Consider the following 17,781-nt stretch of genomic DNA (forward strand, 5'->3'; position numbering starts at 1 on the left):
CGCCCCCAAACCCTGCTCAGCCTCAGCCGCCCACGCCCACTTCAGAGTCAAGTCATGATTTAGGCAATGGCGCTGACGCGGCGATCGGCAAGCTGGCCCCTCGGCCTCACTCAGCTCCGTCAGCCACCGATAATGGGTCCAATAACTCGGCTGAAACGCAGGCTCAGCGCCTCGATCTCGACCCCTCCGACCCCACTAATGCTGGCCCCATTCTGGTTGACCCGGCGGTGACCTCGGCCAGCGCGATCACCATCGTATCGGTGGCTGTCATCGGGCTGGGGCTGGTTACGGGCAGTTTTTGGCTCACCCTGGCCGGGTCGCTGGTGGCCACGCTGGTCTCCCTGCGGCTGATGTGGCCCTTTTTTCAGGAGGTGCTGGGGGAACTGTCGCCTCGGCAGCAGTCGCTGCTGATCGCCATTCCGGGCGTGCTGATTGGCATCCTTGGGCTGATGAACATCACCGGCATCAACCGCGCCATTTTGACCTGGGGACTGACCCTGCGGTGGGATATTCTCGGTGCCCTGGGCGATTTTCTGGGGGCGATCGGGCAAATTTTTATTGCTTTTTTGGCCCTGTTTGTGGCCTGGCGGCAGTACGTTATTTCCCGTGATTTGACCCGCCAGCAAAACCTGATTACGCAGCAGCAAACCATTGACTCTTTCTTTCAGGGCATTTCAGATCTGGTGCTAGATGAGGAGGGACTGCTCGAAGACTGGCCCCAGGAGCGCATTATTGCCGAGGCCCGCACCGCCGCCATTTTGGGTAGTGTCGATGCTGGCGGCAAGGCTAAGGTGATTCGCTTTTTGTCGCGCTCCAAGCTGCTCACCCCGCTGCGGCGCGACAATCGCCTGGGTCGTGCCATTCTAGACGGCCGGGGCGGCTACGAAGAAGACCGACTCAACGGCACCCGCGTGATCGATCTGGGGGCTATGCTGGCCGCTGCCAACCTGGCGGGCACCGATTTGCGCTGGGCCGACCTCAGCGAAAATAACCTGATTCGCGCCGATTTGCGCCGCGCCGATCTGGTCCGCACCAATTTTGCCAGGTCAATTTTGTACCAGGCCAACCTCGCCGGGGCCGACCTGATGGAGGCGCGGCTGTTCTACGGCAGCGTAGACACCGCCACCCCCCGCACCCGCACAGGCACCCCCGACTATGTGACCGGGGTCAACACGGGGGCCGTGGTCGAGGGGGCCAACCTGAGCGGCGTCTATCGCCTGTCTGAGGAGCAGCGCCGCTACGTCTGCGCCTGGGGTGGCGAGGGCACCCGCGCCACGATCCCCGGCGGCTGTGCCGATGTCCCTAACCGGCTGGGTCGCTAGCCAAACTCGGGAATGCTGCCCAGCTTGCGCACCGCGACCGCCACCTCCATGCCCAGGTAGTCGTCGGCATCGCCAAACCACGATCCCGCCAGCGGAATGGCCTGGCCGGGGTGTCGCGCGATCGCCACCGCGATCAAATCAAACCCTTCAGTAATGCGGTTGGTGGGGTCATACACCAGCCAGCCAGCCCCCGGCAGATACACCTGTAGCCAGGCGTGGGTGGCCCCAGATCCGGTCATGCCCACATCGCCGCCGTCGAGGGCCGAGTCGTAGAGATAGCCCGACACAAACCGACAGGCAAACCCCAGCCGCCGCAGGGTTTCGATCATCAGCCAGGCGTAGTCGCGGCAGGTACCCGACTTCAGCCGCAGGGTTTCGCCGGGGGGCTGGGTGCCTTCTTCTTCGCGGCCTCGGTAGGTAAAGGTATCGCGAATGGTGTTCATGATCCGGTTCAGCACGTCGCTAGTAGCGTCGCGATCGCCCCCCACAAAGTGCTTCGCCCAGGCCGCTACCGAGCCGTCGGGGTCTTCGGCGTGGGGCCGCAGGTAAACCGCCAGATCGGTCCATTCGTCGGGGGTGTACTGCACCGGCACTTCGTTGGCCCTGGCGTCGAGGGGAAAGTCTTCGATGCTGCGGGTGCCAAAATGTTCGCCCTGAAACCGGCAGGTCACAGACAGTTCCTGGGCGGGTTCCTTTACCTCAATCACAGCCACGTTGTTCGAGAGCGTATCGCTGACCCAGTGCACCCTGGCCGGTACATTGATGTCGAGAGAATAGCTCAACAACCGACCGCTGTAGCTGCCTCGGGGCAAAAATACGGCTCGGTGGGGGCCAAAGGTAACCGGCTTAGCGTAGCGGTAGCGGGTAACGTGCTCAACTTCATAAATAACGGACATAGGGGCAGTCCTAATGTGCAGGCTCCATTCTTTTTACTATGGGCGGCTGTCTAACGGTGCAATTGGTTTGGCAACGTAGTTGGTTTGATACTGAATCCGCCTTGGCTAGCCCTGGCTAAGCTAGTAGACAGCGGCATAAGTGTGGCGACTATTGCCAATCGCGAGGGAGCAGGGGAGCGAGAGAGCCAAGCGAGCCGGAATAGTGGACTTATTTCAGCCTTCGAGTACTGGGCAAACACCGTTTGCCCCTACGCAAGCCGCCTGTTTGGACTCGGGGTTATGCGATTCGGATTTGCTATGACAAGGTCAGTTGGGGAGCCTGTGCCGCGACGACTCGGGATCAAGCAGGCTCGTAGCCCAGGCCCGCTCCGGCACAAAAGGATTAACTTTTGTAAGATCTCCCCAGGCACCCTTTGCACAGCGGGAGACGCAGCGACGGCATGGAACGATTCAACCTGACGGGGTTCAAACGGTTTTGGGCGATCGCAAAATCGTACTGGTTTGGCGACGAAAAGTGGAAAGCCAGGGGCCTGCTGCTGCTGATTGCGGTATTTTTGCTGGGCTACACCGGCCTCAGCGTGGTGCTCAACAACAAGCGCGGCGTGCTGATTTCGGCCCTGTCGGCCAAAGACGAAGCCCGCTTCTGGGAAACGGTGCTGGTGTTCATTGGCGTGCTGGTGGCCTACGCGCCGCTGCTGGCGGGCTACGACTACCTGCAAAAGCGCCTGGGGCTAGAGTGGCGGCGCTGGCTGACCGGGCGGTTTGTGGGCGACTACTTTCGCGATCGCGCCTTTTACGACATTCAGCAGTTTCAGCCCGATATCGACAACCCCGACCAGCGCATCGCCGAAGACGTTAAGAACTTTACCCAGCAGTCCCTGGCGCTGCTGCTGGTGGTGGTCAGCTCGGTACTCCAGGTGATTGCCTTTAGCAGCGTGCTGTGGGGTATTTCAAAGTCGCTGGTGGGGTTTTTGGTGCTCTACGCCGTGGTGGGCACCCTGGTCACGGTGCTGGTGTTTGGTCAGCCCCTGGTGCGGCTCAACTTTGAGCAGCTCAAGCGGGAGGCCAACTTTCGCTTTAGCCTGGTGCGCATTCGCGAAAATGCCGAGGCGATCGCCTTCTACCGGGGCGAAGCCCAGGAGGCCAACCAGGTCAACAATCGCTTTATGGCCGCCTTCGAAAACTTCAAGCGGCTGATTATCTGGGAACTCAACCTCAACGTGTTGACCAACGCCTACGAGTTCATTCCCTTTGTGCTGCCTGCAATCGTCGTTGCCCCCGCCGTGTTTGCGGGCGATCTTGAAGTCGGCAAAGTCTCCGAGGCCCAGGGGGCGTTTGTGCGGGTGTTCTTTTCGCTTAACGTGGTGGTGGCTCGGTTCTCAGAACTGACCTCCTTTGGGGCCGGTATCGACCGCCTCTACGGCTTTGCCGAAGCGCTCAACCACGGCGAGATCGAATCCACCAAACTAGTCGATTCTAAGAATAAGGACGCTGCAAAGGCAGAGACCGCCAAAACGGAGTCCGAGTCTGAAGGTACTGCGCCTGAACTCACCGGGCTAGAAGATACTGAGCCGGAGACTGCCGACCAGCCCAAAATCGCGATCGCAACCGCCGACTCCCTGGCGCTGGACAACTTTACGCTGCAAACCCCCAACTACCAGCGCACTCTGGTCGAAAATCTCTCCATAGCGGTGCCCGATCAGAGCGGGCTGCTGATTGTGGGGCCGAGCGGCTGCGGCAAGAGCTCGCTGCTGAGGGCGATCGCGGGCCTGTGGCAATCCGGCAGCGGTACCATCCACCGCCCTGACCTCGACAATATTTTGTTCTTGCCCCAAAAGCCCTACATGGTTCTCGGCTCCCTGCGGGATCAGCTGCTCTACCCCCACACCCGCCAGGACGTAGACGATACCGCCCTGCAAGCCGCCTTAGAAAAGGTGAACTTGGCCGATTTAGCCGATCGCTTTGGCGGCTTTGACGCCGTTAAAGAATGGGGTGCCGTGCTGTCCTTGGGCGAACAGCAGCGCCTCACCTTTGCCCGCATTCTGCTCAATCAGCCCAAGTTCGCTATCCTCGACGAGGCCACCAGCGCCCTCGATCTGGCCAATGAAGCCCAACTCTACGAGCATCTGCGCCACACCGGCACCACCTTTGTCAGCGTAGGCCACCGTGAGTCGCTGCACGACTACCACCAAACCACTCTCGAACTGGGCGAAGACCACACCTGGATAATAAAATCTCCCGACCTGGCTGTAGCAAATTCCTAAGCTTGGGTGAAATTGCCGTCCAGAATGGCAATTTAGTGGTGACAGCTACCGATTGACCTGGGGTTAGTGCTTACCCTAGGGCGATGTGCATTTACCTACGGTTGCCTCAGCCTGTGATCTCATTGGCAGACTTTGCCCTAGGAGGCACAAGTTTTCAAGTTTTCACAATCTACAGAAAGCTTTCCCAGCCTACTTTTTTGGCTGTAGGGCGACTGATAGAGATTCGATTTATGGTTGAAAAGAGGCGTATTTGTGATGGAGGTGGTTAAGATGGACGAATTAAGAAAGCAGAAAATAAGTACCCCGGTCAACATCTTAAGAATTAATTAATTTTTAGGTTACAATTTCTATGGGTAACGAGGAGTGTCGTTATGTTTGTCCGATTAGCCGAGCAGCACCGTCAATTTGTCAGGGATCTGGTCATGAACCTGCAAGCGCTGGCCACAGTGCTTGAGGATATGGGCTATCTCGCATCCTGCTACACCTGCGGTGGTCAGCTCAATAGTGCGTCCTTCATGGTGAGCCTAGGCGATGATCACCTGATTCGCTTTTTGGTGTCCGACTACGGCATCACCTGGACTGAAATGCGCGACGATCGCGAGCTGATGAAGCTGGAAGGGGCGGAGGCCATTCACCAGCTGCAAGAACTGGCCAACCTGGTCAAGTTCCGCATTCAGCCAATGGGCTCTCAGCAGCCAGTATCCACCAAAGCCTAATGCGGTAGACCGATCCCGCAAATCTGGCGCGATCGCTAGCGCAATATAGCTCAACAACAATACTTCCCCTTTTGGGGAAAATGGCACCGGTAGTTACCAGCGGTGTTTTTTGGTTGGTTAGCCGTCCTTCAGCCTCTAGCGAACGGCTAGCGTGCATCTTCTAGGCGGGCACCACTGTACGCTTGAGCCCGGCCAGGCCAAAAGCATTGTGCACCGCTCGTAGGGCCGTAACGCCCTCCGCCTCGGCCACCACGCAGCTAATTTTGATCTCTGAGGTGGCAATCATTTGCAGATTGATCCCCTGCTCTGAGAGGGCCTTAAACATACGGGCGGCCACACCGGGGGCGTAGATCATGCCAGTGCCCACGACGCTGACCTTGGCGATCGCCTCATCCACCGCCACGTCCCCAAAGCCCAGTTCGGCGGCGGCAGACTCGACTACGGCCTTAGCGGTTTGGGCATCGGCCTGGGCGACGGTGAAAGCGATGTCGCGGGTGGCTTGGCCGTTGACCAGGCGGCAGCGCTGCGACTGAATAATCATATCGACGCTGACGCCGTGGGTGGCCAGCAGCTGAAAGATTTTGGCCGCCATACCGGGGCGATCGGGCACATGGCGAATGGCGACGCGGGCCTGCTTGATGTCGAGGGCGGCCCCGCGCACCTCTGGAGCGGGATCGCTAGTCGTAGGCACGCCCTGGGGCATGGGCGATGAGGTGACTTCAAAGGCCTGGCAGAGGACGGCAATGGCGCGATCGCAATCATCTATATCAATCGTGCAGCTAACTTTCACCTCCGACGTCGAAATCAGCTGAAGATTGATCCCCGCCGCCGCCAGCGACGAGAACATGTTGGCGGCCACCCCCGGACGGCCAATCATGCCTGCCCCAGCGATGCTGATTTTAGCCATCCGCTGGTCGACCATCACCTCGGCCTGGGTGGTGTCGGTGGGGTTGCTGCGCAGGGCGGGACCAATCGCCTCAGCTACCGCCTCGGCCCTGGCCAAATTCGCCTTCACCATTGTGAAAGCGATGTCGTTAGTGTTGCCCTCGTGGATCGACTGAATGATTAAATCGACATTCAGCGTCTGGGTGGCCAGTTCGCCAAACAGCCGGGCGGCAATACCGGGGCGATCGGGAATGCGCAGCAGCGCCACCTTGGCCTGGTCGGTGTCAAACTCGACGGCATCTACCGGGTGAGCCAGCTCCAGCCCCTCCAAGGGTCGCGGCTGAGGTCGGGGAGAAATCACGCGGGTGCCGGGTTCATCGGTCCAGCTCGATCGCACTACCAAAGTCACGCCATAGTTGCGGGCAATTTCTACCGCCCGAGGGTGCAGCACCTTAGCCCCCAAACTGGCCAGTTCCAGCATTTCGTCGCTGGTAATCTCCTCCATCAGCTGGGCTTCGGGCACCAGGCGCGGGTCGGTGGTCAAAATGCCGGGCACGTCGGTGTAGATTTCGCACTTTTCCGCCGCCAGGGCTGCCGCCAGGGCCACCGCCGAGGTATCAGAGCCGCCCCGGCCCAGGGTAGTAATTTCTAAGTCGGAGGTCTGGCTAATGCCCTGAAACCCCGCCACCACAATTACCTTGCCTTCGTTCAGGTGGCGCTGTAGGCGATCGGTTTTGATCTTCAGAATGCGGGCGCGAGTGTGCTCGGCCTCAGTGACAATACCCACTTGAGCCCCAGTCAGCGAAATCGCCTCCTGCCCCTGAGCATGCAGGGCCATCGTCAGTAGCGCAATGGAGACCTGCTCGCCGGTCGACAACAGCATATCCATCTCGCGGCGGCTGGGTTGATTGGTAATGTCGGTCGCTAGCTTCACCAGGCCGTCGGTGGTCTTGCCCATGGCCGACACCACCACCACCACCGAGTTACCCGCCTCTACCGTGGCCTTCACCCGCTGAGCGACCGCCTGAATGCGCTCCACGGTGCCAACGGAGGTGCCCCCATATTTTTGTACGATCAGCGCCATGGTTTATTGTTGCCTCCCTGCAAGGGTCAAGTACCTCCCCTACGGGCATCGCGGCCTGGCCATGCCCTAGTCCTGGGGAAACTAGACTGGGGTAAACGTTGCTCCAAATTTTAGTCTCATACCATCACTCCAGAGCACTGACCTGGGCCATTTCATGGCGAAGGATTGTTGGATTGGGGTATTAAAACCAGACCTTTCACTTTAGCAGCCTAGCCCCTACCAATGACACCCCTCAAGACCGTCTTGGCTTAATCTTGGTTAGGTCTTGGCTTAGCCAAAGGGATATAGCACAGCGCACAGTATTTAGCGGTATTCTGCTTTATAACGAAAAGTAACAACCTGCTCTCCCAGTACTGTCATGCAGACCGTCCCACCTCCACTCGACACCAGCGCCATGACCTCAGATACGGTCCTTGTTGAAAACCCCGCCGCCACCGTTGAAGTGCCGCCGGTTACCCCTAGCAAACCCCAGGTGGTGATTATCGGGGGCGGCTTTGGCGGCCTCTATGCGGCCCAGCAGCTGGGTCGAGCCGACGTAGAGGTAACTCTCATCGACAAGCGCAACTTTCACCTGTTTCAGCCGCTGCTGTACCAGGTAGCGATGGGCGGACTGTCGCCTGGAGACATTGCCTCACCCCTGCGCGGCGTATTAAGCGCCCAAAAAAATACCCGAGTGCTGATGGGTGAAGTCACCGATATCAACCCCGATCAGCAGGCGGTTACCCTAAACGATGGCCGCACCATTCCCTACGACAGCCTGATTGTAGCCACGGGCATGAGCCACTTCTACTTTGGCCGCGACGACTGGGCCGATGTTGCCCCCGGTCTCAAGACCGTAGAAGACGCTCTGGAAATGCGGCGACGCATCTTTGCGGCTTTTGAGAAGGCCGAGAATACCACTGACCCAGACCTCAAAAAAAGCCTGTTGACCTTTGTCATTGTCGGCGGTGGCCCCACCGGAGTAGAGCTGGCCGGATCGCTGGCTGAGCTGGCTTACCACACACTGCGCAACGATTTTCGCCACATCGACACGACTGCCACCCGCATTCTGCTGATTGAGGGGATGGATCGGGTGCTGCCGCCCTTCCCGCCTGAGCTATCGGCCCGCGCCCACGCCGATCTAGAGAAGATGGGAGTTGAGGTGCTGACCAAGTCGCTGGTGACTGATATTCAAGGCCATCAGATTACCCTCAGGCAGGGCGATCAGCTGACTGCCTTACAGGCGGGTACGGTGCTGTGGGCGGCGGGGGTGCGCGACCCTGGTATGGGCGGGTTGCTGGCCAATCGCACCGGGGCCGATCGCGATCGCTCTGGCCGAGTCATCGTTAGCAGCGACCTCAGCCTGCCGACCCACCCAAATATTTTTGTCGTCGGCGACCTGGCCCACTTTGCTCACCAGAGCGATGGCGCAGCCTCTCCGGAGGGGAATCGCCCCCTGCCCGGTGTTGCCCCTGTGGCTATGCAGGAGGGCAAGTACGTAGCCAAGCTGATTCAAAAGCGGCTCCAAAACGGAACGCTGCCCCCCTTCAAGTACAAAGACGGCGGTAGCCTGGCGGTGATTGGTCGCCACGCCGCCGTGGTTAACCTGCCCTGGGCCAAGCTTACTGGCTTCCCAGCCTGGTTTGTGTGGCTGTTTGTGCACATTTTTTACCTAATTGAGTTTGACAACAAGCTGATGGTGATGACCCAGTGGGGGGCCAACTACCTGACCCGCAAGCAGGGGTCGCGACTGATTACCGAAAAGGTGGTTGAAAAGGTTGAGGTCAGTCCTTCAGCCAGCTCTAGCTAGCCATTACCAGCGACAGACAGTCGTAAAGTAGTGCGATCGGGCGTTGGGCAAGGGGCCTAGCGCCCGATCGCTTTAAAGCCCGGTGCAGTTTGTCCTGGCTTACTTTCCTTATTTTCTAACCCCGCAGCCGCTAATGTTTTAGGGGTACCCTGCACAACTTTGTTATGACCCTTAATTCCCAAGCGTTGCCCAACTACGAACGTCACCTGCTGGCGGCGATGGCCTATTTTTTGGGGCGTGATCCAGAGGCCCAGGCGAAAGCATGTCTATGTATGTATTTGCGCCAGGCAGAGCCGCGAATTATGGCCCAGGTGCGCTACTACGCCCACCAAATTTCCAGCCAGACAGGACAACGGGTCGAAGCTTACGATCTACTCCAAATGATTGTCGAGTCACCCGATGCCGTTACGGCTGCCCTGCCGCACCTAGGCCGAGTGCACGATGACAACCAGCCCGACGTGTTTAGCTAGCCACCCCGCTAGTTAAGTTTCGCAATTTCTGCTGAATTTGGGGTGTTGCCTGTGTATAGATCCTATCAAGGCAACTCAGTGAAATTTATGATCGCGTCTTTTTCGCTACAGGGATTTTGGTTCAGGTCTGGCACCCGTTGGGATCGATTGGCAGGGCGAATGGGGGTAACCTTGGCCAGTAGCATGCTGCTGGCTACATCGGGTTATCAGGCCCAGGCCCAGACTAATTCTGCCGCCACCGTCACCGAAATTTTAGACAGCAACCAGGTCTACATTCAAAACCGCACAGCCCAGGTCAACAGCGTTGCTCAGCCACGTCAGCAGGTTAGAACTCGGGCTGCCCGCACCTCGCTGCGATTCAACAGTGGGGCTGTTGCTCGCCTGGCCCACAACTCCAGCCTGGTGGTAGGGCAATGTGCCCAACTCAACCGAGGCACGCTGTTGGTTAATGGCACCCTCAACGGCTGCTCGACCTCTACAGTGGCCGGAGTGCGTGGCACAATTTATACCATTGAGGTAAGCGAGACGGGCGAAACCATCATTCAGGTGTTTGAGGGCGAGGTGGTGGTTGAGCGCAACCTCAACCCCGAGCCGGTTGACTCGATGGCAGACGACTTTGACCCCCTCGATCCATCTTTTGACCCCGTGGTGCCTGGTGCTGATCCGGTGGTGCCCTTTGCTAACCCGGTGGAGCCCCCCTCCCGGCCCGGTACTAGTCCAGGCATTGAGCCACCCACTACCGGGCCGGATCCGAGCTTTGATCCATCTATCGATCCGTCGATTGTGCCCACAGGCCCTATGACCGATCTGCCTAGGATTAAACCGACCGATGGTTTCTTGGTAGCCGCACAGTCTAGGCTAAAACAAAGCGGCTCACCGACCAGCGATGTAGACCTTGATCCCGCACTGCCTGCGGCGAGTGCTGAGGGAGAAACCGTAGACTTCACTGAGGATGATGCTCTAACGATCGCTGAAGGGCAGCAGGTAATCATCGATGCTGACGACAACGAGGCTGTTATTCTGGCCCTGTCGCCCGAAGACTTTATCGACCTGCTAGAAGGGCCGTTGATCAATGGCTTTGCGTTAGAAATACCCGGTATAGCCAACCTGCGGCGATCGTTTGAGCAGCTGTTTCCAGGGGTGACATTGCCCTACTACTGGGTGCCGCCAATTCCCAGTCCGTCGATTCGTTTTCCCTTCCCGTTTTAGGGTGAGGCCGATGATGCTAGGGGATAGTTGCCGTGGTTAAGTCCTACCGCCGCCTGTTTCAGCTTGGGCACGGGCTAATGGTGAGTTGGGCTGTGTTTGGGGCGATCGCCCTGGCTGCCCAGCACCCGTGGATTGTGCTAATTGAGGGTCAGGCTCAGTCGTTTTTGCTGCGGCTGCGGGGGGCGGTGCCACCTCCAGACGACATTGTGATCTTGGGCATTGACGAATACTCCCTCAGCCAGGGCGATCTATATCGGGCTGATCCAGATCGCTATCCCTTTTTGGCTCCGCTGGCGATTTGGCCCTGGCAGCGGCAGGCCTACGCCCAGGCGATCGAGCAGCTAATGGCCGCCGGGGCTAAGGCGGTGGTCATTGATGTGCTACTGGTTGACCCCAGCGGCTACGGCCCCGCCGACGATGCCGCCCTAGAAAAGACCCTGGCCCGGTGGGGCGATCGCGTCGCCTTAGCCGCTGCCTACGATGTATCGAGCAGCGACTTTGGCCTGTTTACCAACCTGCTAGAGCCGATCTACAGCAGCCAGTCCCAAGTCGGACTAATTAACCTGGAGGCCGATGTTGACGGCAAGTACCGAGCCTTCCCCAGTCGCGGGATCGAAACCCTGCGGCAAACCCACGGCTTTGAGGATAACTTGCCCTCCCTGGCCGGGGCAGCCCTAGCCGCTGCCGATTCTCCCCTACCCGATCGCCAGAGTCAGGATCTCTTTTTTTATGGCCCAGCGGGAACATTCCCGGTGGTGTCATTTGTGCAGGTGCTCGATCCCACCAACTGGCCCCTAATTGCCGACCAGTTTGAAGGCAAAATCGTGCTGATTGGCCCGATGGCCGAGTCGTTTCAGGACCGCAAGCGCACCCCCATTGACAACGCGATGCCGGGGGTTGAGATTCACGCCCACGCCCTGGCCGCGCTGATGGAGGGCAAAACCCTCGGCGCGGCCGTGCCCAATCCTTTAGCGCAGGGGCTACTGACGGCGATCGCGATCGGTGCGATTGGGCTGGGGCTGGGCTATCGGTTGACCCAGCCGGTACCCAGGCTGGTGGGTTTTGTCGGTGCGATTACCATTTGGGGAGGGCTGGCCTACCTGCTGATGGTGCAGGGCGATCGCCTCATGCCGGTGGCCATTCCCGTGGCCTGCCTGGGTATGGGCGGTGTTACCTACATCGCCACCGGGGCCGTCAGCAACCGACTAGAAGAACAGCGCCTGCGCCGCACCCTAGAGCGCTACGTGGCTCCCTCGGTCGCCCAAGAAATTCTCAACCAGCCCGAAGATTTCACCAGCCTTACGGTCGGCCAGCGGTTTCAGGCGGCGGTACTGTTTTCAGACATTCGTGGCTTTAGCCGCATTTCATACCAGCTGGGGGCTGAGGAAACCGTCAGTTTGCTCAACACCTATTTAGATGTCATGGTGGCCGCCATTCTGGAACACCGGGGCACTATCGACAAATTTATTGGCGATGCCGTCATGGCCGAGTTTGGCGCGCCCAAATCGCAGGGGCCAGAACACGATGCCCTGGGGGCCGTATCGGCGGCCTTAGCCATGCGAAAGGTCTTAGCGACCCTGCGCACCACCCTTGAGGTGCAGGGGCTACCGCCGCTCTTCAACGGCATTGGTATTAGCTATGGTGAGCTGGTGGTGGGCAACGTGGGGTCGGTGCAGCGGCTAGAGTACACCGCCATTGGCGACACCGTAAACGTCGCCAGCCGCATTGAAGGGCTCACCAAACTGATCGGCACCGATATTTTAATTACTCAGCCCTGCTACGACCTGGTTAAAGACCACATTGTTACCGTAGACCACGGCACCCACGTTTTGGCCGGACGCGAGCAGGAAGCGGTGCAGGTCTATGGCATTATCTCCTTCAAGGGCGAGAGCGACGACCTCTACCACCAGGTGCAAAAAGACCTGGTTCATCACCTGCGCCAGCCGAAGGCAATGCCCCCGTCGACCCAGCCAACCTGATTTATATCAAACCTGGCTGACGAGTGAAGTTTAGCGCTTCTTCATCGCCAGGGTAAGGCCGTCGGCGATGGGTACCAGGCTGCTAACCACGCGATCGTCGTTGTAAATGGCTTCGTTGAAGGTGCGCAGTACGGTGGTTCGGTTGTCGGTTACGGCTGAATCGGCGACTCGGCCCGACCACAGCACATTATCGACAGCAATTAGTCCACCGGGGCGCACCAGCTGTAGCGCCTGTTCGTAGTAGGTGGGGTAACCACTTTTGTCGGCATCGATGAAGGCAAAGTCGAAGCTGTTGGCCTCTCCGGCCTCTATCAGCTGGGCTAGAGTATCGGCGGCGGGGGCAATACGGAGGTCAATTTTGTCGGCTACCCCGGCCTGCTGCCAGTAGCGGCGGGCGATCGCCGTGTACTCCTCACTGACATCGCAGGCCACCAGTCTCCCTGTCGGTGGCAGCGCCAGGGCTACCCGCAAAGCGCTATAGCCCGTAAATACCCCAATTTCCAAGGCCTTAGTCACCCCCAAAAGCTGTACCAGCAGGGCCATAAACTGCCCCTGCTCAGGGGCAATCTGCATTTCCGCCATCGGGTGCTGGGCAGTTTCGTGGCGCAGGGCAGCCAGCACCTCTGGCTCGTGAACTGAGTGGTTGACCAGGTAGCGGTACAGGCGATCGTCGAGGTTGAGGGTTTGGTTGCTCATTGCCGCAGGGTTAGGTTAGCAAGCCGGGACAAATGGGAAGAAAGTCAGCGGTTTTGCCGTGGCCAAAAGAGATCTGACTTACCATAACATCGCGAGCACCGAACCTGACTCGGCCAGTTTAGAGGGCCGAGATGAGGTTAAGTCTTAGGCCCAGGGGGGAATACGGCCATGGACACAGATTCAGTAGTGCAGATCTCGGCGATGACCGGGTGGATTATCGGCGTTAGCCACAGCAAAGATCGAGGCTACCAGTGCTGGATCGTCAACCCCGATTTAGACGTGCTCAGCGATGGCACGTTTTACACTACCAGCAGCGCCGCGATGTCGGCGGGGCGAGCCTTTGTCGAGCGCTACAGCTAAAGCGCTAGCGACTTAGCCGAGCAGCAAGCCCTCGGGCAGCCGCAAAATTTTGAAGTAGACCAGGCCCGCTGCGATCGCCGTATAGGCCGTAGAGCTAGCCAACCCAATCAGCAGGTCGCGCCGCCAGTTCGACTCGCGATCGCTCATTACCACATCGGTTGCGCCCCACTGCATCATCACCATACCCAGCACGTTTGAGAGCCAGTAGCCAATCACCGTGGCGGGCAAAAACCACTGCCGATGCCCCAGGGTGACCAGGTAGGCAAACCCGTAGGCAATCGGCAGGTTAAAGACGACATCGTTCCACCAGGAGAGGGGCGACAGCAGATACCCTAGCCCTAGCCACACGCTGCCTCGCAGTCGTTTAAGCCACACCATACCGCGCGCACAATACCTGTCTCATCTGCCTCATATTACCGGGTAGGTCGGTCTTCATCGCCTGCTCAATTAGAAAAGACGGCACTGGGATCGTGGGAGCAGCCTGTACAGAGTAGCTCAGCAAGGTGCCCTGGTTAAAGTCTTGCAGATGGAGATCGGCGGCAAAGTGAGAAAAGGTGCCCTGCTCCAGGCGAAATTGAATTGCCTCACAGGTGGTCTCAACTACCTTGAGATAAATCTCGACCTGGGCCGTCAGCAGCATAAACCCTTTGCGCCCGACCTGGTAGAGGCGGCGGTAGCGCTGGGTGGCCGTTTTGACGGTCTCGATCACTTCACTGTGGATAATGTTAGGAAAATACTGGGTCCAGCAGCTGTAGTTGGTCACCTGGGGCCAAATTTGTGGCCGCGCTAGGGGCACGTACATATAGGCGGTTACCGCCCCACCATCCTGGCTAGTCTGAGATTTGAGCAACACATCTCCCCGTAGCAGGGCGATCTGATCGCGGGAAGAAAACTGGGCTAGAAAATCGTTTACGGGTCTAACTTCACGGATTACTGGCGCTTTGCTAACTACCACTGCTCTACTCCTCCTAAGGACGCGACCTGCTCTTGTCGGGGCTGTAACGGCCAGTCTAATGAAGCCAAAGGCTAGAGACTGGTTCCCTAAAGCGATCGCAAATTCAGTACCATCGGCTGCCTAGCTTGCTACCGTAGTAAGCGCTGGGTTATCAGGCCAATGCTATCGCCGTGCCGCTGGTTTTTCTATTAAATGCCAGACAGTTTTGAGTCGGGGGGAAAGCGGTAGTATCATTACGGTGCTTTTACCGAGGGCATCAGTATTCTCCCGTAGCCCAGTGAAAGCTTTACAAACGGAGACATTGCTGCTATGGGCCGTCGTCGCTATCCGCTGCAACCGCTAACCAAGCTATTTTTAGCTGCCCTAGGGCTAACGGCCATCGTATGGGTCTTGCGGGGTCTGTCGGTGCTGGCCTTTTTGCCGGGTCTGGTGCTCTGGCTGCTAATTTTGATCTGCTTTGGATTAGGCATTGTCAGCAGCCTGCAGCGGATTCGCTAGCCAATTGGCTTAGCAGACCAAATCCAGTTCCCCATGGCAGCCCTTGATCATGATCCCCAATGGCGGCTTTTAGTGGCGGCGATTAATTTTGAACGACTCAAACGACGGTGGCGTTGTTGGCGGGGGTGGCATTCCCCAGGGGCGACTAACGGGACCTCGGTGGCGCAGGGCGCTGAGATTGACCTGAGCCCCTACGGGTACCAGCAAAATTAGCCCATAGAGCGCTCCTAAATTGAGGCCGAGAGTCAGCAACAACCCATAAGCTATATTTTGGCCAGCCAGCCAGGTCAAACCCCAGTACCGTAGCCCCAGCCCGACTAGCCCCAGCAGCAGTACCAGTCTGACACCAGGCCATAGGGGCAGCCCTGGTGCCCAGCGTCGGGGGACAAGACGGTATACCACTCCAAGCCCTAGGGCGATACTGGCCAAGGCAATCGCCCATCGCCCCAACCGCCAGATCTGGGCTGCCAGGCCAGGCTGAGACACCGTCGCTCCTCCAATCAGGCTAAGAACCAGCCCGGCCAACCCTAACCCCAGTAGCGTAATCCCCCAGGGCAGGATCCGGGTCCGCCAGTTCACGGGCCGGATAGAGCCGCTGCCGTAGACAGCGGCCACTAGCTGAACCAGCTTTTGGCTTCCGGCTACTAAACACAACCAGGCTCCTAAGCCTAAAATACCTAGCTCCCAGCGGCCTAGAAAGTTGGCACTGGCATCTACAGGGGCGATCGCCAGGCTGGTTGATAGCCCGTGGGCCAGTTGCCATACCCCTGAAGGCAGAGGCAGCGCCTGATAGTGCTCCAGGTGTAGCAGCACAAAGCTTAGCCCCAGCAGCCCCAGCAGCCAGAGAAACGCGATCGCCGCCGCCACCTCAGCCCAGCGCGATCGCGCCGCCTGTAGCCACACCTCGCGCCAGAGACGACCATTGCCATAAATGGTCAGCGAGCCAGCCCAAACAGTGGGACTCAGGTAATGCAAGAACCGCTTGATCATGGCCCCTATCTTGCCACAAGCACAGCCCTTAAGCGCGATAAACTAGGCACGATAGACAGGAAGGGTAAAGTAGAAGGCGCTGCCTTCGCCGGGCGACGAATCTACCCAAATTTGGCCATAGTGAGCGCGCACAATTCGCTGACAAAGAGCCAGCCCCAGACCATAGCCTTCCTGGGTAACGTCTCGCTGGAGGCGGTAGCTTTCTTCAAAAATTTTGTCGCGATTCTCAGCTGGAATGCCAGGGCCGGTGTCGGTTACAGAGACCTGCACTTTTTGCGTTGTGCGGTGGAGCGCGACAATAGAGACGTCACCTTCCTGGGGGGTGTACTTAATGGCATTGTCGAGTAGGTTGGTAATCACTCGTTTGACCTGGGTGCCGTCGGCGTAGACCGTCGGCAAATCTTGTGGAATTTCAGTTGTTAATACCTGCTGCTTTTCATGCAGCCGATTTTGAAAGGCATCGACTACCTCCAAGCAGAGCGCAGATAGATCGAGCTCCTGGGGCACAATCTGAAGCTCCATAGAGGCCCCTCGGGCAGCTTTGAGAATGTCGGTAATCATGCGGTTGATGGCTCGAATTTGAGTCTTCGCATGCTTGAGCAACTGGCCGGTCAGCTCGGGCTTGAGGGTGAGGGTGCGGGCCTGGTTAGGGGCATAGCCCAACTCCAGGGTTTCGATGGCGATGGAGGCCGCCGTGAGCGGGTTGCGCAGGTCGTGGGCCATCATGGCGATGATGCGATCTTTGAAGCGCAGCTGGGCCTCAAGTTCTTCGCGAGTTTGGTTGAGCCGAAAGATTTCATCGGAGAGCTTCATCAACTCAGCGGAATAGCTGAGGGGATTCTCTAGCTCGGCCAGCAGGTCGACCGATTGGTCGGGGTCAGAGTCGGCCAGCTTGATAGCATCGAGGTGCTCTTGCTGCCACTTGGGCCACCAGCGTTCAAGCTGGTTGACAATGTCGCTACCGGCCAGCATTTGCTGTGGGGCAGGAGCAATTTTGATCAGGGCAGGGCTAGCCACTAGCTTGTAATGCTCGGCCAGGTAGGGCTGCTCGCCAATATCAACCACGTCTAGGTTGAATTCAAAGTGAGTTTCCAGGCTTTTCAGATACTGCCTGATTTGGCGCATCTGCCGGGCCAGGCTAGGCCGCTTATCGATAAATAGCAGCAGCTTGAGGGGCACTCGAACATCGTCGAAGGAAGTGGAGGAACCCTCCATTACTGTCTCCTAAAAGTCTGAAAACCAGTTTCTTCCTATAATTTTACCCTGACTACCAGGCTCTCTACAGCCCAATTTGAGTACTTCTCTAGGGCTAGGGAAGAACCAGCGCGATCGTAACCAGTTGCCAAGCTGTCCTATGGGAGGATGCGCTTTTAGGCCTTTGCCCTGAAACTATACCTATCGGAAAAACACTTTACAGTGGAGTGCGATTGCCCAAAGGGCCAAGCGCAAAACTAGGGCTACATCAGCCCGCTAGTAACCTACATCTCACTACTAAAAAGAGTTGTTACGGTTCGTACTAGAGCAATAGGTTGGGTTGCCGAGGTCTACTACATTGAAACTAGGGTGAAAGTCCTGAAAGGGCCATAGAACAGCCTCTTGCAGTGTTGAGACAGGGGCAAGAGACTACTGAGAGAGAATCGAGCCGTCGCCGCTGCGTTGTCTTCTCCA

General features: G+C 58.1%; 16 protein-coding genes. 9 read left to right on the top strand and 7 right to left on the bottom strand.

Annotated features, from left to right (window positions below):
* The coding region (locus IQ273_RS04970) for a pentapeptide repeat-containing protein (protein WP_313898020.1) at positions 1–1,322 on the top strand (1,322 nt) is incomplete at its 5' end.
* Here the strand turns inward: IQ273_RS04970 and IQ273_RS04975 are convergent.
* The gene (locus IQ273_RS04975; RefSeq protein ID WP_194022068.1) at positions 1,319–2,218 is read right to left on the bottom strand and encodes a transglutaminase family protein; all 900 of its coding nucleotides are present in this window, start codon (positions 2,216–2,218) and stop codon (positions 1,319–1,321) included. The genes IQ273_RS04970 and IQ273_RS04975 overlap by 4 nt on opposite strands.
* 440 nt (positions 2,219–2,658) lie before the next feature.
* Here IQ273_RS04975 and IQ273_RS04980 point away from each other — a divergent pair, with 440 nt between their 5' ends.
* Positions 2,659–4,482, top strand: coding sequence for an ABC transporter ATP-binding protein/permease (locus IQ273_RS04980; protein WP_194022069.1), 1,824 nt, complete (start codon positions 2,659–2,661; stop codon positions 4,480–4,482).
* Positions 4,483–4,853: 371 nt separating this feature from the next.
* On the top strand, positions 4,854–5,198 hold the full coding sequence (locus IQ273_RS04985) for a DUF1815 family protein (protein ID WP_194022070.1): 345 nt from the start codon (positions 4,854–4,856) through the stop codon (positions 5,196–5,198).
* A 160-nt stretch (positions 5,199–5,358) separates the two neighbouring features.
* Here IQ273_RS04985 and IQ273_RS04990 read toward each other — a convergent pair whose 3' ends face one another.
* The gene (locus tag IQ273_RS04990; RefSeq protein ID WP_194022071.1) at positions 5,359–7,167 is read right to left on the bottom strand and encodes an aspartate kinase; all 1,809 of its coding nucleotides are present in this window, start codon (positions 7,165–7,167) and stop codon (positions 5,359–5,361) included.
* 358 nt (positions 7,168–7,525) lie between these two features.
* Between IQ273_RS04990 and IQ273_RS04995 the strand changes: the two genes are divergently transcribed.
* The 4 genes from IQ273_RS04995 (at position 7,526) to IQ273_RS05010 (ending at position 12,614) form a co-directional block, all read left to right on the top strand.
* Positions 7,526–8,956, top strand: coding sequence for an NAD(P)/FAD-dependent oxidoreductase (locus IQ273_RS04995; RefSeq protein ID WP_194022072.1), 1,431 nt, complete (start codon positions 7,526–7,528; stop codon positions 8,954–8,956).
* A gap of 164 nt (positions 8,957–9,120) precedes the next feature.
* On the top strand, positions 9,121–9,426 hold the full coding sequence (locus tag IQ273_RS05000; protein ID WP_194022073.1) for a hypothetical protein: 306 nt from the start codon (positions 9,121–9,123) through the stop codon (positions 9,424–9,426).
* A gap of 183 nt (positions 9,427–9,609) precedes the next feature.
* Positions 9,610–10,635, top strand: coding sequence for a hypothetical protein (locus tag IQ273_RS05005; RefSeq protein ID WP_194022074.1), 1,026 nt, complete (start codon positions 9,610–9,612; stop codon positions 10,633–10,635).
* A gap of 32 nt (positions 10,636–10,667) precedes the next feature.
* Positions 10,668–12,614 carry a CHASE2 domain-containing protein gene (locus IQ273_RS05010; protein ID WP_194022075.1) on the top strand — a complete coding sequence of 649 codons (1,947 nt, stop codon included), beginning with the start codon at positions 10,668–10,670 and terminating at the stop codon, positions 12,612–12,614.
* Positions 12,615–12,644: 30 nt separating this feature from the next.
* On the opposite strand, the gene IQ273_RS05015 is transcribed toward IQ273_RS05010, so the two are convergent.
* Positions 12,645–13,310 carry a class I SAM-dependent methyltransferase gene (locus IQ273_RS05015; RefSeq protein WP_194022076.1) on the bottom strand — a complete coding sequence of 222 codons (666 nt, stop codon included), beginning with the start codon at positions 13,308–13,310 and terminating at the stop codon, positions 12,645–12,647.
* 168 nt (positions 13,311–13,478) lie between these two features.
* Between IQ273_RS05015 and IQ273_RS05020 the strand changes: the two genes are divergently transcribed.
* Positions 13,479–13,670, top strand: coding sequence for a hypothetical protein (locus tag IQ273_RS05020; RefSeq protein WP_035993818.1), 192 nt, complete (start codon positions 13,479–13,481; stop codon positions 13,668–13,670).
* A gap of 12 nt (positions 13,671–13,682) precedes the next feature.
* On the opposite strand, the gene IQ273_RS05025 is transcribed toward IQ273_RS05020, so the two are convergent.
* Together IQ273_RS05025 and IQ273_RS05030 are read right to left on the bottom strand one after the other, a co-directional pair.
* Positions 13,683–14,048 carry a hypothetical protein gene (locus IQ273_RS05025; RefSeq protein ID WP_194022077.1) on the bottom strand — a complete coding sequence of 122 codons (366 nt, stop codon included), beginning with the start codon at positions 14,046–14,048 and terminating at the stop codon, positions 13,683–13,685.
* A complete protein-coding gene (locus IQ273_RS05030; RefSeq protein ID WP_313898021.1) occupies positions 14,035–14,625 on the bottom strand; it encodes an SRPBCC family protein in 591 nt (196 codons plus the stop codon). Before IQ273_RS05030 ends, IQ273_RS05025 begins: the two co-directional genes overlap by 14 nt.
* 309 nt (positions 14,626–14,934) lie before the next feature.
* Between IQ273_RS05030 and IQ273_RS05035 the strand changes: the two genes are divergently transcribed.
* Positions 14,935–15,123: a hypothetical protein gene (locus tag IQ273_RS05035; RefSeq protein ID WP_194022078.1), complete on the top strand. Its 189-nt coding sequence runs from the start codon at positions 14,935–14,937 to the stop codon at positions 15,121–15,123.
* A gap of 69 nt (positions 15,124–15,192) precedes the next feature.
* Here IQ273_RS05035 and IQ273_RS05040 read toward each other — a convergent pair whose 3' ends face one another.
* Positions 15,193–16,113 carry a hypothetical protein gene (locus tag IQ273_RS05040; protein ID WP_194022079.1) on the bottom strand — a complete coding sequence of 307 codons (921 nt, stop codon included), beginning with the start codon at positions 16,111–16,113 and terminating at the stop codon, positions 15,193–15,195.
* Positions 16,114–16,155: 42 nt separating this feature from the next.
* The gene (locus tag IQ273_RS05045; RefSeq protein WP_194022080.1) at positions 16,156–17,328 is read right to left on the bottom strand and encodes a histidine kinase; all 1,173 of its coding nucleotides are present in this window, start codon (positions 17,326–17,328) and stop codon (positions 16,156–16,158) included.
* Positions 17,329–17,781: the final 453 nt, after the last annotated feature.

It is taken from the genome of Nodosilinea sp. LEGE 07298 (assembly GCF_015207265.1).
GTDB lineage: Bacteria > Cyanobacteriota > Cyanobacteriia > Phormidesmidales > Phormidesmidaceae > Nodosilinea.

Excerpts from the sequence above, each read along its gene's own strand:
- IQ273_RS04975 (WP_194022068.1), bottom strand. The coding sequence starts at position 2,218 with ATGTCCGTTATTTATGAAGTTGAGCACGTTACCCGCTACCGCTACGCT.
- IQ273_RS04980 (WP_194022069.1), top strand. The coding sequence starts at position 2,659 with ATGGAACGATTCAACCTGACGGGGTTCAAACGGTTTTGGGCGATCGCA.
- IQ273_RS04985 (WP_194022070.1), top strand. The coding sequence starts at position 4,854 with ATGTTTGTCCGATTAGCCGAGCAGCACCGTCAATTTGTCAGGGATCTG.
- IQ273_RS04990 (WP_194022071.1), bottom strand. The coding sequence starts at position 7,167 with ATGGCGCTGATCGTACAAAAATATGGGGGCACCTCCGTTGGCACCGTG.
- IQ273_RS04995 (WP_194022072.1), top strand. The coding sequence starts at position 7,526 with ATGCAGACCGTCCCACCTCCACTCGACACCAGCGCCATGACCTCAGAT.
- IQ273_RS05000 (WP_194022073.1), top strand. The coding sequence starts at position 9,121 with ATGACCCTTAATTCCCAAGCGTTGCCCAACTACGAACGTCACCTGCTG.
- IQ273_RS05005 (WP_194022074.1), top strand. The coding sequence starts at position 9,610 with ATGCTGCTGGCTACATCGGGTTATCAGGCCCAGGCCCAGACTAATTCT.
- IQ273_RS05015 (WP_194022076.1), bottom strand. The coding sequence starts at position 13,310 with ATGAGCAACCAAACCCTCAACCTCGACGATCGCCTGTACCGCTACCTG.
- IQ273_RS05020 (WP_035993818.1), top strand. The coding sequence starts at position 13,479 with ATGGACACAGATTCAGTAGTGCAGATCTCGGCGATGACCGGGTGGATT.
- IQ273_RS05025 (WP_194022077.1), bottom strand. The coding sequence starts at position 14,048 with ATGGTGTGGCTTAAACGACTGCGAGGCAGCGTGTGGCTAGGGCTAGGG.
- IQ273_RS05035 (WP_194022078.1), top strand. The coding sequence starts at position 14,935 with ATGGGCCGTCGTCGCTATCCGCTGCAACCGCTAACCAAGCTATTTTTA.
- IQ273_RS05040 (WP_194022079.1), bottom strand. The coding sequence starts at position 16,113 with ATGATCAAGCGGTTCTTGCATTACCTGAGTCCCACTGTTTGGGCTGGC.
- IQ273_RS05045 (WP_194022080.1), bottom strand. The coding sequence starts at position 17,328 with ATGGAGGGTTCCTCCACTTCCTTCGACGATGTTCGAGTGCCCCTCAAG.